The sequence below is a fragment of the Microbacterium sp. UCD-TDU genome (genome assembly GCF_000340625.1).
GTDB lineage: Bacteria > Actinomycetota > Actinomycetes > Actinomycetales > Microbacteriaceae > Microbacterium > Microbacterium maritypicum.
Map to the genome: position 1 here is coordinate 330,270 of NZ_AOSO01000005.1, position 12,706 is coordinate 342,975.

At 69.5% G+C, this 12,706-nt stretch carries 11 protein-coding genes, 1 pseudogene and 1 riboswitch; of the genes and pseudogenes, 3 read left to right on the forward strand and 9 right to left on the reverse strand.

Going from position 1 to position 12,706, the window contains the following annotated elements:
- Positions 1-24 precede the first annotated feature (24 nt).
- Positions 25-396, reverse strand: coding sequence for a YrdB family protein (locus D514_RS21585; protein ID WP_017828345.1), 372 nt, complete (start codon positions 394-396; stop codon positions 25-27).
- A 96-nt stretch (positions 397-492) separates the two neighbouring features.
- Between D514_RS21585 and D514_RS39470 the strand changes: the two genes are divergently transcribed.
- Positions 493-1,179, forward strand: coding sequence for a pentapeptide repeat-containing protein (locus D514_RS39470; RefSeq protein WP_368664401.1), 687 nt, complete (start codon positions 493-495; stop codon positions 1,177-1,179).
- A gap of 597 nt (positions 1,180-1,776) precedes the next feature.
- Here D514_RS39470 and D514_RS39475 read toward each other — a convergent pair.
- The 3 genes and pseudogenes from D514_RS39475 to D514_RS21600 form a co-directional block, all read right to left on the reverse strand.
- Positions 1,777-2,454 (reverse strand): annotated as a pseudogene (locus D514_RS39475) (sigma-70 family RNA polymerase sigma factor); the annotation flags it as partial.
- A 920-nt stretch (positions 2,455-3,374) separates the two neighbouring features.
- Positions 3,375-4,547 carry an N-acetylglucosamine-6-phosphate deacetylase gene (gene nagA / locus D514_RS21595; protein ID WP_017828347.1) on the reverse strand — a complete coding sequence of 391 codons (1,173 nt, stop codon included), beginning with the start codon at positions 4,545-4,547 and terminating at the stop codon, positions 3,375-3,377.
- Positions 4,544-6,055, reverse strand: a complete 1,512-nt coding sequence (locus tag D514_RS21600; protein WP_081603827.1) for a family 20 glycosylhydrolase — start codon at positions 6,053-6,055, stop codon at positions 4,544-4,546. Before D514_RS21600 ends, nagA begins: the two co-directional genes overlap by 4 nt.
- 107 nt (positions 6,056-6,162) lie before the next feature.
- A riboswitch (ZMP/ZTP riboswitch) is annotated at positions 6,163-6,247 on the forward strand.
- 37 nt (positions 6,248-6,284) lie between these two features.
- Here D514_RS21600 and glyA point away from each other — a divergent pair.
- Together glyA and D514_RS21610 are read left to right on the forward strand one after the other, a co-directional pair.
- Positions 6,285-7,559, forward strand: a complete 1,275-nt coding sequence (glyA, locus tag D514_RS21605; RefSeq protein WP_017828349.1) for a serine hydroxymethyltransferase — start codon at positions 6,285-6,287, stop codon at positions 7,557-7,559.
- On the forward strand, positions 7,556-8,434 hold the full coding sequence (locus D514_RS21610) for a bifunctional methylenetetrahydrofolate dehydrogenase/methenyltetrahydrofolate cyclohydrolase (RefSeq protein WP_017828350.1): 879 nt from the start codon (positions 7,556-7,558) through the stop codon (positions 8,432-8,434). Before glyA ends, D514_RS21610 begins: the two co-directional genes overlap by 4 nt.
- Positions 8,435-8,552: 118 nt before the next feature.
- Here the strand turns inward: D514_RS21610 and D514_RS21615 are convergent, their stop codons facing one another.
- The 5 genes from D514_RS21615 to hpaD form a co-directional block, all read right to left on the reverse strand.
- Positions 8,553-9,110, reverse strand: coding sequence for a phage holin family protein (locus tag D514_RS21615; protein ID WP_017828351.1), 558 nt, complete (start codon positions 9,108-9,110; stop codon positions 8,553-8,555).
- A 32-nt stretch (positions 9,111-9,142) separates the two neighbouring features.
- On the reverse strand, positions 9,143-9,865 hold the full coding sequence (locus D514_RS21620; RefSeq protein WP_017828352.1) for a DUF6882 domain-containing protein: 723 nt from the start codon (positions 9,863-9,865) through the stop codon (positions 9,143-9,145).
- Positions 9,866-9,947: 82 nt separating this feature from the next.
- On the reverse strand, positions 9,948-10,748 hold the full coding sequence (locus tag D514_RS21625; protein WP_017828353.1) for an HpcH/HpaI aldolase/citrate lyase family protein: 801 nt from the start codon (positions 10,746-10,748) through the stop codon (positions 9,948-9,950).
- A complete protein-coding gene (locus tag D514_RS21630) occupies positions 10,733-11,518 on the reverse strand; it encodes a 2-keto-4-pentenoate hydratase (RefSeq protein WP_017828354.1) in 786 nt (261 codons plus the stop codon). Before D514_RS21630 ends, D514_RS21625 begins: the two co-directional genes overlap by 16 nt.
- Positions 11,519-11,527: 9 nt before the next feature.
- Positions 11,528-12,691: a 3,4-dihydroxyphenylacetate 2,3-dioxygenase gene (gene hpaD, locus D514_RS21635; protein ID WP_017828355.1), complete on the reverse strand. Its 1,164-nt coding sequence runs from the start codon at positions 12,689-12,691 to the stop codon at positions 11,528-11,530.
- Positions 12,692-12,706: the final 15 nt, after the last annotated feature.

Consider the following 12,706-nt stretch of genomic DNA (forward strand, 5'->3'; position numbering starts at 1 on the left):
GACGGTGCGCTCACGAGGGGAGCCTCACGACAGCGCGCGGCGACCGCTGAGCACGCCCGCGACCACGGCGACGAGGGCGAATGCGGTACCGATCAGCGCCTGTCCCATCGACCACCACGCGATCGTGACGCCGACGTAGATCAGCAGCTCGACGGCTGCGCGCAGGAAGGGGTGCACACGCAGCACCGGGCGTGGCGAGAGGAACAGCGCCCAGACCAGGATCACGAGGACAGGCGCTCCGACACCGATGACGATGTTCCAGGGAAGATCCCAGCTCGCGAAGCCCCACAGGGCGAGAGAGGCCACAGCGACGACGAGGACGACGGCGCGGACGATGTCGAGAGCGGTGATGACCGGACGCTCGACGCCGGGAACAGGAGCGGGATCCGAGGACATGGATCCAGTCTATTCGGCGACGGGGGAGTCCTCGGTCGGGACGGCACTCGCCTCGACGGGCGCGGCGACATCGGCGACCCTGGTCGTGATCGGCGCCTGCTCCACGGGAGCGGGAATCACCGGCGCGACCTCGACGGGTGCGACCTCTGCGGGTGCGACCTCTGCGGGTGCGACCTCGACGGGGGCGACATCGACGGGGGCGACCTCCGCCGGAGCTTCGTCGACCGGAGCGACCTCTGCGGGAGCATCGGTCGTGATGACGACATCGTCGACAGGAGCGGAGCTGACCGGGTTCTCTTCGACGGGAGTCTGGTCGGACTCCGTCGGGTCTTCCTCGACAGGAGCCTCTTCGATCGGGATCTCGATGCCGGGGCGGTTGGGCTGCAGCGTGAGGAGAGTCGTTTCAGCGAAGGGCGCATCGCCCGTGTCGAGGACGTACCGGAAGGTGACCTTCGTCGAAGCGGCGAAGTAGTACTGGAACAGGCCGGGGCGGAGGTCGATCTCACCCGCTCCGGAATCGTCGAGCACGATCGAGTCGCCACCGCCGTGGCTGCCGTCCAGAAGCGCTTCGACCGTCGCTCCCGGTGCGCCGGTGATCGGCACGCGGTAGTGCACGGTCAGCTCGTCGAAGATGATCGTCGCGGTCGTCCATGTCGGTGCTTCCGTGGGAATACCGGGCTCGACGGGGTCGACGGGCTTCTCGGGCTCGACCGGCTTCGTCGGTTCGACGGGAGCCGTGGGCGGCGTCGTGACGGGTGGCGTCGTGACGGCAGGTGCGGATGACGGGTCCTGTCCGGGCGCCGCCTGCTCGTCGGTCGGGGGCGCGGGCGCCTCCTCCGGCACGACGACGGGCGTTTCGATGATCACGGGCTCGTCGAGGCTCATCTTCTCGTCGGGCCCGACGTCCGCGGAGATCGAGGACGGGTCTTCGTCCCCGGCGTTCGGGAGCGACGTCGCGGGATCGGCTCCGGCGAGTCCTGGGATGATCGTGGAGGCGGCGACGACGCCGGCGACGACCAGTGCGGCCGAGCCCACGCCGACGAGTGCACCGATGCCGGTGAACACCCCGCCCGCCGCGCCGGCACCGGCGCCGGCGGAAGAGCCCGCCGTGCCGCCTGCCGAGCCGCCGGCGCCGGAACCCGAACCGCCCGAAGCGGCGAGGCCCGTCGCGGCGTGCGTGACACCGGGGTCGCCGGCGAAGACGGCACCGGGAATGCTCGACGGCATGGCCGCCAGAGCGACGATGGGCGTGCCCGCACCCTGCAGCGTGGCGAGGTAGCCTGCGGCGCCGGTGACGCCGAGCACGAGAGGCAGCAGCACCAGGGCGAGGCGCTTGGAGACGTCTTTCGCCTCGGCGGCGACGATCATGCAGCGGGCGCACTCGTCGAGGTGGAGCTCGAGTCGCTTGTGATCGCGGGTGCTGAGGTTGCCGCGAGAATAGGCCCCCAGGTGCTCGATGGTCCACTGGCATTCGGAGCCGTCTTCGGCGCTGCGCAGATGCGCCTGGATCCAGGCTTCACGAAGGCCTTCACGCGCACGGAACGCCAACTGCGACACGGCGCCGGCCTTCATGCCGAGGAGAGGCCCGACCTCCTGCGGCTTCATCTGCTCGATCTCGGTGTACCAGAGCACCTCCTGCCAGCGGCTGGGGAGACTGCGGAAGGCCTGCGCGGTGAGGCTGCGATCGAGCGCCTCGCTCGCAGCCTGGTCGGTGGTGTCGGGGTCGGCGACGGTGTCGAGTTCGTCGATCGCGGTCTCGCGACGAGCACGTCCCCACCCTGCCGCCGTGTTGCGGATGCTCGTGAAGAGGTAGGCGCGGAAGGAGCCGTTGGGGCCGCCGCCCTTGATGATCGCCTGATAGATGCGCGTGTACGACTCCTGCACGAGGTCATCGGGATCGATGGAAGAGGTGACCGAGCGCGCCACGGAGAGCCCAGACGGGTAATGCCGTCTCCAGAGTTCACCGAACGCCTCCGTGTCTCCCGAACGGGTGCGGAGGATCAGGTCGGCGTCGCCGATCGTTTCGTCGTGAGTCGTGTTCTCTTCGTGCACAATCATCCATCTGTCGCCGGGCGCGGGTGCGCCTCTACGGGAAGAGACGCATGAGAGCGCCTCTCATCACGCGACTTCTCCATTCTCTCGCGAATCTCCCAGGGAAGCCACCCTCTCCGCGAACTCCAAGCCGATGCCCGGGTTCGCGCGAGGGTGCCTCCGGCGGCGTCTGCGGACGGTCTCCGAAACTCCTTCGAAGATTTTCGAGAAGTCGCGTAATGAATCGGGAGGGGCGTCGTCTCATCCCATAGAGATAGCCGTGAGGATCCCACCGGGGGGCGGGATCCAGGCACTGGTGCGGGGGGTATTCGCACCGGTCGGGCGGGTCGGGAGCCTCGGGGGAGGAGAGCCCGGCCGCCCGTCTCACGAGGGGGAANGGGGGGCGGGATCCAGGCACTGGTGCGGGGGGTATTCGCACCGGTCGGGCGGGTCGGGAGCCTCGGGGGAGGAGAGCCCGGCCGCCCGTCTCACGAGGGGGAATGAGGCCGCCGATCTGGGGAACGGCGGCCTCCCACACGTTTCGATCCGAGGATCGGGATGACTTCTCGAAAGAATTTCGAGAAGTCGCGTAATGAATCGGGATGAGCATCGTCTCATCCCATAGAGACAGCCGTGAGGATCCCACCGGGGGGGCGGGATCCAGGCACTGGTGCGGGGGGTATTCGCACCGGTCGGGCGGGTCGGGAGCCTCGGGGGAGGAGAGCCCGGCCGCCCGTCTCACGAGGGGGAANGGGGGGCGGGATCCAGGCACTGGTGCGGGGGGTATTCGCACCGGTCGGGCGGGTCGGGAGCCTCGGGGGAGGAGAGCCCGGCCGCCCGTCTCACGAGGGGGAACGAGGCCGCCGATCTGGGGAACGGCGGCCTCCCGCCCCATCACACACGTACGACCGGAGAGCGCAGAGCTGCGCGTCGCGCGCGGCGCCGTCTCAGACGAGCAGCCGTGGTCCTGACCACACGCGCGCGACGCGCAGATCCGCATCCAGAAGCACGGCATCGCCGAGCATTCCGGTGGTCAGGCTGCCGAGGGAGGCATCGCGTCCGATCGCACGTGCCGGTGTCTGCGTGAGTGCGCGAACGGCTTCAGGAAGCGCCACGCCCGCCTGCACGGCGCGCTGCAGGGCCACGTCCTGCGTGAGCGTGGAGCCGGCGATCGACCCGGTGTCATCGGCCCTCGCCACGCCGTTCTCGACCGTGACGCGCACGGCGCCGAGGTCGTAGTGGCCGTCGGCGCTGCCGGCAGCCGCCATCGCATCGGTGATCAGCGCCACGCGTGCGGGCGCGGAGTCGAACACGAGCTTGACGACGTGCGGATCGAGATGCACGTTGTCGGCGATGGCCTCGAGCACCACCCGGTGATCGGCCGCCGCTGCCAGCACCGGTCCAGGAGCACGGTGATGGATGCCCGGCATCGCGTTGAACGCGTGGGTGAGGATGGAGGCCCCCGCCTCGAAGGCGGCGACGGCCATCGTGGCGTCCGCATCCGTGTGGCCGACGGCAGCGGCCGAACCCGCGGCCACGATCTGCCTGATCGCGTCGAGCCCGCCGGGCAGCTCCGGCGCGATCGTGATCTGGCGGACGGTGCCGCGTCCGGCATCGAGCAGGAGGGCGACATCCGCCGACGTCGGGTGACGCAGCAAAGACGGTTCGTGCGCGCCGTGGTGCCCGGGGTCGAGGAACGGACCCTCGAGGTGCGAGCCCAGGATGTCCGCATCCGTCTCGGTGAGATCGGCGATGAGCGCGACACTGCGGGCGAGGGATTCCAGGGGCGCCGTGACGAGCGAGATGACCGCGCGGGTGGTGCCGTGCGCACGATGCATCTCGCGCCCGGTGCGGATCGCCTCCACGCCGTCGTCGAACGCGGCGCCGGCGCCGCCGTGGCCGTGGATGTCGATGAATCCGGGAGTGAGCAGGGCGCCGGGGCCGGCGAGGGCCACCGCATCGACGACTTCATCCGCCGCCGTCCACTCCGATCCCGTCCCGCGGCCGGTGACGACGCCGTCCTCGATGCGGACCCAGCCGTCCTCGACGATGTCGCCGCCGTCGACGATCCGTGCGGAGTGGATGACCAGCGAACCGGTCGCGGAGGAGTGGGTGATCAACGTGCGCTCCAGGGGATCTCGTCTGCGGGGTGGAAGTCGATCCCCTCAGCTTTCCACAGCGGAGCGAGCGCACCGACGCGAACGCGAAAGGACTCCCATCCGCGTTCGGGCGCTTCTCTCGGCGACCAGGCGACCTCGGCCTGAGCCGCCGCACGGGGGAACACCAGCTGTTCGACCTCGCCGAGCGTGCGGGTGGTCTCGGACCAGAGCGGGGCCTCGACGCCGAGGATCGCAGTGTCCGGCACGTCGAGGACGGCGGTCGGCTCCCATTCGTAGGCGGAGCGGACGTCGATGGTCCCCGCCCAGGTGAGTCCGAGGGGGAAGTCCTCCGCGTACTTCATGTCGAGGTAGGTGACGTCAGCCGCCGACATGATGAGGGCGCCTCCGCGCTCGACGAAGTGCGCGGCCTCCTCGGCATGCGTGCCCTCGGGGGTGGTCTTGCCCCAGTACTGGCCGACGGTTCCCTCGGCGATGTTCGTCGCGGATCCCATCTCATGCCAGGCCATCGGGATCTTGCCCGCCTCCACCACGATCGCGGTCGCGCGCTCGGCGAAGAGGTCGAAGTCGGCCTGGGGTGTGCCGAGGGACTCGTCGCCGCCGATGTGGATGTACGCACCCGGGGTCATCTCGGCCAGCTCGTGGACGACATCGCGCACGAAGTCGTAGGTGCGCTCCTCGTGGATGCGGACGCTGGAGTGGCCGACGCCCCAGCCCAGGTACGTCTCGCCGGCGACGGGCAGCGGCTGGCCGAGCCGCGCGGAATCCGCGATGAGGTTGTCGTTCAGCACCGGCGCCTCGACGAGTTCGGGGTAGGCCACACCGATCGCGTGGGTGTGACCAGGCAGGTCGATCTCGGGGATGACGATCATGTGACGCGAGGCGGCGTACGCCACGATCTCGCGGTAGTCGGCCTTGGTGTAGAAACCGCCGGGGTCGCCGCCCACCGATGTCGCGGAGGCCCGTTCCGTCAGCAGCGGCCAGGCATCGATGTGCACGCGCCACCCCTGGTCGTCGCTCAGGTGCAGGTGCAGGTGGTTGAACTTGAGGGCGCTCGTGCTGTCGATGAACCTCTTCACGTCGCCGACGCCGAAGAAGTGCCGGGCTACGTCGAGCATGACGCCCCGTCGCGGGAAGCGCGGCGAGTCCGCGACATCGGCGCCGAGCAGTGCCCAGCCGGAGTCGTCCTGTCGCAGCAGCTGCAGCAGCGTCTGCACTCCGTAGAAGAGGCCCGCCTCATCGGCGCCGACGATGATCGCACGCTCGCCGATCTCGAGCGTGTACCCCTCCGGCGCCGAGGAGCCGTGGTCGATCAGCAGCTCGATCTCGCCGGAGGCCTCGTCAGTGGCGGAGAGGCGGATGCCGGTGCGGCGCTCGACCGCGTCGATCAGCTGGGCGACGGCGGGGGAGGGGCCGTGCACACGCGTCGTCGCGGTGATCGGCATCCGTTCCTCTCGCGCGGTGGCGGAAACGGGCGCTGGCACGAGAGGAAGAGGATGAGGAAGGACCATGAACAAAACCTACCCGTCGGCATCGCTCAGGGGAATGGCGGAAGTCGAATCGATTCTGCGACGATCATGGACACGCCGGCGTGCGTGGTCGTCGCATCGGCTATGCTCGTAGACGTCGCGACTGGCGTCTGGGTGGACTACCACCGGGGAGCGACTGACCACGGAATTCGACCGCGCGCCTGGGCCGATAGGAACACCCCTTTCGAATCCGTTGTCAAAGGAGCACGTCATGACCGACCGTTACTTCAACGCCCCGCTTTCCGAAGTCGACCCCGAGATCGCTGAGGTCCTGGATCGCGAGTTGACGCGCCAGCAGACCTTCCTCGAGATGATCGCCTCGGAGAACTTCGTGCCCGTCTCCGTGCTGCAGTCGCAGGGCTCCGTTCTCACGAACAAGTACGCCGAGGGCTACCCCGGACGCCGCTACTACGGCGGCTGCGAAGAGGTCGACGTCGCGGAGTCCCTCGCGATCGAGCGGGCGAAGAGCCTCTTCGGCGCCGAGTTCGCGAACGTGCAGCCGCACTCCGGTGCGTCGGCGAACGCGGCGGTCCTGCATGCGATCGCGCGTCCCGGCGACACTCTGCTCGGCCTGTCGCTGGACCAGGGCGGCCACCTGACGCACGGCATGAAGATCAACTTCTCCGGTCGTCTGTACGACATCGTCGCCTACGGCGTCGACCCCGAGACCTCGACGATCGATATGGCCGAGGTGCGCCGTCTCGCGATCGAGCACAAGCCGAAGGTCATCATCGCCGGCTGGTCGGCCTACCCCCGCACGATGGACTTCGCGGCCTTCCGCGCGATCGCCGACGAGGTCGGTGCGCTGCTCTGGGTCGACATGGCGCACTTCGCCGGTCTGGTCGCCGCTGGTCTGCACCCGAACCCGGTGCCGCACGCCCACGTCGTCTCCTCGACCGTGCACAAGACGATCGGTGGTCCGCGCTCGGGCTTCATCCTCACCAATGACGCCGATCTCGCCAAGAAGATCAACACCGCGGTATTCCCCGGTCAGCAGGGCGGCCCGCTCATGCACGTGATCGCCGCGAAGGCGACGGCGTTCAAGCTCGCGGCTACGCCCGAGTTCAAGGAGCGCCAGGAGCGCGTGCTGCGTGGCGCGAAGCTCATCGCGGAGCGTCTGTCGCAGCAGGATGTGAAGGATGCCGGCATCGCGGTGCGCTCCGGCGGCACCGACGTGCACCTGGTGCTGGTCGACCTGCGCGACGCCGAGATCGACGGCAAGCAGGCCGAAGACCTGCTGCACGACATCCACATCACGGTGAACCGCAACGCCGTCCCGAACGACCCGCGCCCGCCGATGGTCACCTCGGGTCTGCGCATCGGCACCCCGGCGCTCGCGACCCGCGGTTTCGGCGACACCGAGTTCACCGAGGTCGCCGACATCATCGCGCTCGCGCTGCTTCCCGGCGCTGACGTCGAGTCGCTGCGCGCTCGCGTCGACGCCCTCGCCGCCGCGTTCCCGCTCTACCCCGACCTGCAGCAGTGACCGCGAAGATCCTCGACGGGAAGGCGGCGTCCGCCGCGATCCGTGCCGAGCTGACCGAACGCGTGGCCGCACTCAAGGCGCGAGGGATCACGCCGGGCATCGCGACCGTGCTCGTGGGTGCCGACCCGGCCTCGCAGCTCTACGTGGGCATGAAGCACCGGCAGTCCGAGGCGATCGGGATGAACTCGATTCAACGCGAGCTGCCCGCCGACGCCACGCAGGCCGACGTCGAAGCCCTGATCGACGAACTCAACGCCGACCCCGCGTGCCACGGGTACATCGTGCAGCTGCCGCTGCCGAAGCACCTCGACACCGATGCGATCCTGGAGCGGATCGACCCGGCGAAGGATGCCGACGGCCTGCACCCGACCAACCTCGGGCGTCTGGTGCTCAACGTCAACGGACCCATCCACACCCCGCTGCCGTGCACACCGCGAGGCGTGATCGAGCTGCTGCTGCGCAACGACTACGACCTCGGCGGGAAGCACGTCGTCGTGGTCGGGCGCGGGGTGACGATCGGCCGCTCGATCGGGCTGCTGCTCACGCGACGCGACCTGAACGCCACGGTCACGCTCACGCACACCGGAACCGTCGACATGCCGCGCTACCTGCGAGAGGCCGACGTGATCGTCGCCGCCGCCGGGGTCAAGCACCTCATCCGCGCGGAAGACGTCAAGCCGGGCGCCGCCGTGCTCGACGTCGGCGTGACGCGAGAGACCGACCCCGAGAGCGGGAAGAGCCTCGTGTTCGGCGATGTCGCCCCCGACGTCGCCGACGTCGCCGGGTACATCTCCCCGAACCCGGGAGGCGTGGGCCCGATGACGGTCGCGCTGCTCATGACGAACGTCGTGGAAGCGGCTGAGCGGATCGCCTGAGGCCAGCGCGCGCACCGCATGCGAAAGGCGCCCGTCCTCCGCGGAGGATGGGCGCCTTTCCACGTTCACAGCCGGTCTGTCGCACCGGTTCAGCCGGGTTCGGGTCGGCTCTTCGTCCTCAGCCCAGTTCGTCGAGCATGCGCCGCTGCTCGGGTGTGAGACCGTCGTCGAGCTCATCGCGCGCGGCGCGTGTCTCGGGCGACTCCGCCGCGGCGGTGGTCGGAGACGTCGTCGTCGTCTCGCCACCCTTCACCCGCGCCTGCACCGCGTCGTAGATCTCTCCCGCCTTGGCGCGCAGCCGGTCGTCGATCTGGTCGTAGATCATCCATCCGAACAGCAGCGCGAGCGGCGGCAGCACGAACGCCCAGAAGCCGGAGGCGCGCACACCGCTCAGCCACACGGTGAGCACCCACACGATCAGCTCGACCAGGTACACCAGCACGTACTGAACGACCTTCTCGCCGGCCTTGGTGCGCTCGGCGGCCGACTTCGCCGCCGACCTGCGGAAGGCTCCGGCGAGCAGGGGCTTCACGAACAGGGCGGCGAGGGTCAGGATGACGGATGCCCACAGGGCGTTGAACCCGACCGAGACGCCCGGCAGCAGCAGGCCGATCACCAGCAGTGCGGCGACATTGAACACGTAGAGCGCGGCGAACCGGACGATTCCGTTCTTCATGCGACCAGAATCCCACATCCTCCGGCGGACGATCACCCCTGCGCGTGCAGCGTGCTCTCGATCCCGCTGATGCGGGCCTGCTCGTCGAAGCGGAAGGTCGCGGTGCCCGTGGCGTCGGAGACATCGGCGCCGGAGAACGCGTCATCGGTCCAGGCGAGGGTCCAGCCCGCGAGTCGGGCGAGGTCCCACACGGAGGTGCGCGCATCGGGGAGGCTGATGCCAGAGAGAACACGGGGCAGCGCCATGACCGCATCCGCCACGGTGAGCGGTGCCAGCGGAGCATCGAGAACGAAGACCGCACGGGTTCCGTTGCCGACCGGGGCGGAGTAATAGGGGGAGCGTCCGGTGAGCTCGACCGCGACGGCGCCGATCGTGTGCGCGGCCTGTGCGATCCAGTCGTCGTCGCCCGAGACCTCGGCGGGGAACGGCACCTCGGGAGCGGTCAGCTCGGCGATCCCGTGCTCGTTGCCGTAGGCCTGCAGCTGCGCCGCGACACCCTGTGCATCGCCGCTCGGGTGCGCCCAGGCCCACAGGAGTGAGCGGGGTCCAGGGGCGATCGTCGCGATCAGGTGCGCGCGCGCCACGAGCTGTCGCGACGGGTCGGCGTCGGCCGTGAAGGTGAGGGTGCCCGCGGCCAGGTCCGCGTCCCAGCGGTGCTCGCCGAGGGCGTCGGCGGCTGCGGAGAGAGCGTCCTGACGGAGCGCGACGAAGAGGGCGGCACGGTCGGCGAGGGGCTGGAGCGCGGCGAAGGTCATGCCGACAGTCTCGCGGTCGATGCTATGAATCCGCTAGTTCAGGCGTCGCCGGCCCCAGGCCGCAGGCACACGACCCCGCGGATCAGTAGCTGGCGCGGGAGCCGTCGTCTGCCGAGGTGAAACGCGCGGCGAGAGCCTCGGAGGCGCGGGCGAGCAGCGCCACATCCGCCCCGACCGCGACGAAGTCGGCGCCGGCGGCGAGGTAGGCGTCGGCGGCTGCCGGGTCGAACGCGTTCACGCCCACGGCCTTGCCTGCGGCCTTGACCGCGGCGAAGACCCTCTCGACCGCGGCCGTGACATCGGGGTGGGTCTGCTGACCCAGCAGGCCCATCGACGCGGACAGATCGGAGGGGCCGACGAACACCGCGTCGACGCCGTCGACCGCGGCGATGTCGGCTGCGGCCTCGACGCCCGCTGCCGTCTCGATCTGCACCGTGAGGGAGACGTGCTGCGCGGACTCCTGCAGGTACCGATCGACACGGTTCCAGCGCGCGCTGCGGGCCAGAGCACTGCCCACGCCGCGCACGCCCTCCGGCGGGTACCGCGTCGCGGACACCGCGGCGCGGGCCTCGTCGGCCGACGACACCATCGGCACGATCAGGTTCTGCGCCCCGAGGTCGAGGACCTGCTTGATCGCGACGGTGTCGTTCGACGGCACCCGCACGAGCGGGGCGATGGGGTACGCGGCGACCGCCTGCAGCTGCACGAGAACGGAATCGAGGGTGTTCGCCGAGTGCTCCATGTCGATCAGCAGCCAGTCCAGCCCCGACCCCGCGGCGACCTCGGCGAGCAGCGGGCTGCCGGAACAGACCCACATGCCCACGAACGCTCGATCGGAGGCCGCGAGCTGCTCACGGAACGAGGGGTCTAGACGAAGCGGCATGCGATTGTTCCCATCGGTCCGTAGTCGCACAGCACCTCGTCGCCGCGCGACACCCACATCGGGCGTGTGAACGATCCTGCCAGGATGATCTCCCCGGCCTCGAGACGCGCGCCGTGCTGATGGAACTTGTTCGCGAGCCACGCGACCCCGGTCGCCGGGTGGCCGAGCACTCCGGCGGCGACACCGGTCTCCTCGATCTCGCCGTTGCGGGAGAGCACGCCGGGAACCCAGCGCAGATCGATCTCGTCGGGACGCCGGTGCACCGTGCCGAGCACCATCGCGCCGTACGCGGCGTTGTCGCTGATCGTGTCGACGATCGTGCGGCCCTCCAGCTCGATGTGCGAGTTCAGCACCTCGAGTGCCGGCACGGCGTAGTCGATCGCCGCCAGGGCATCCTCGAGGGTGCAGTCCGGGCCCTCCAGCGGGGTCTTCAGCACGAAGGCGAGTTCGACCTCGATGCGCACGTTCGAGAAGTGATCGACCGGGATCTCGGCGCCGGACTCGTACACGGTGTCGTCGAACATCACGCCGTAGTCCGGCTCGGTGATGCCCGTGGCCTGCTGCATCGCCTTGGACGTCAGCCCGATCTTGCGGCCGACGAGTCGGCGACCCGCGGCGATCTGGGAGTCCCTCCAGACACCCTGGATCGCGTAGGAGTCCTCGACCGTGGCCTCCGGGTACCGCGCTGTGATGCGCGGGATCACCGCGTGCGTGCGGTCGGCCTCCGCGAGCTCCGCCGCGATCTGCGTGATCGTGTCTGCTGACAGCATCCGTGCCTCCTAGAGCTGGTGGCCCAGCTTGTACTCGCCCTGCTTGTACTCGGGCATGTCCTTGTCGTCGTCCGCTCGCGTGTACGAGAAGCCGTCGGCGCCGATGGTCACCGCCATCTCACTGGAGTCGGTGCGGGCGACCACCGGCTGCGGGTTGCCGTCGAGATCGAGCACCAGCGACGCATCCGTGTACCAGGACGGGACGACGGGGTTCCCCCACCAGTCGCGGCGCTGGTTGTCGTGCACATCCCAGGTGATGACCGGGTTGTCGGGGTCGCCGGTGTAGTAGTCCTGCGTGTACACCTCGACGCGGTGCCCGTCGGGGTCGCGCAGGTAGAGGTAGAACGCGTTCGAGACGCCGTGACGGCCGGGACCGCGCTCGATCGAGTCGGAGCGGCGGAGGGCTCCGAGCTTGTCGCAGATGGCGAGGATGTTGTGCTTCTCGTGCGTGGCGAAGCACACGTGGTGCATGCGGGGTCCGTCGCCGCCGGTCATGGCGGTGTCGTGCACGGTGGGCTTGCGGCGCATCCAGGCGGCGTAGACGGTGCCCTCCTCGTCCTGGATGTCCTCCGTGACGCGGAAGCCGAGGTCCTGCATGAAGCCCACGGCGCGCGGCACGTCGGGGGTGACCTGGTTGAAGTGGTCCAGGCGCACCAGCTCGCCGGGGATGTGCAGGTCGTAGCGCCACGACATCCGCTCGACGTGCTCGGTGGCGTAGAAGAACTCGTACGGGAAGCCGAGCGGGTCGACCACGCGCACCGAGTCGCCGATGCCCTTGACGAAGCCGTTCTCGTTGCGGCGCACGTCGCAGCCGAGCTCCGTGTAGAACTCGACAGCGCGGTCGAGGTCTTCGGGGGTGCGGACCCGGTACGAGAAGGCGGCCACGGCGGCGATCGGGCCCTTGCGCAGCACCAGGTTGTGGTGGATGAACTCCTCGGTCGAACGCAGGTAGATCGCCTCGTCGTCCTCCGCGGTGACGTAGAGCCCCAGGACGTCGACGTAGAACTGGCGGGAGGCGGCGAGGTCGGTGACCACGAGCTCCATGTACGCGCAGCGGAGGATGTCCGGCGGCGAGCTCTGCGGCGTCGCGATCGGGTTGTCCGAGCGGATCGGCGCCTCCTGGGAGACGTAGAAGCCCGAGGAGGTCAGGGTCATGTCGTCGCGGTGTGTCATGTCAGCGTCCTTGCG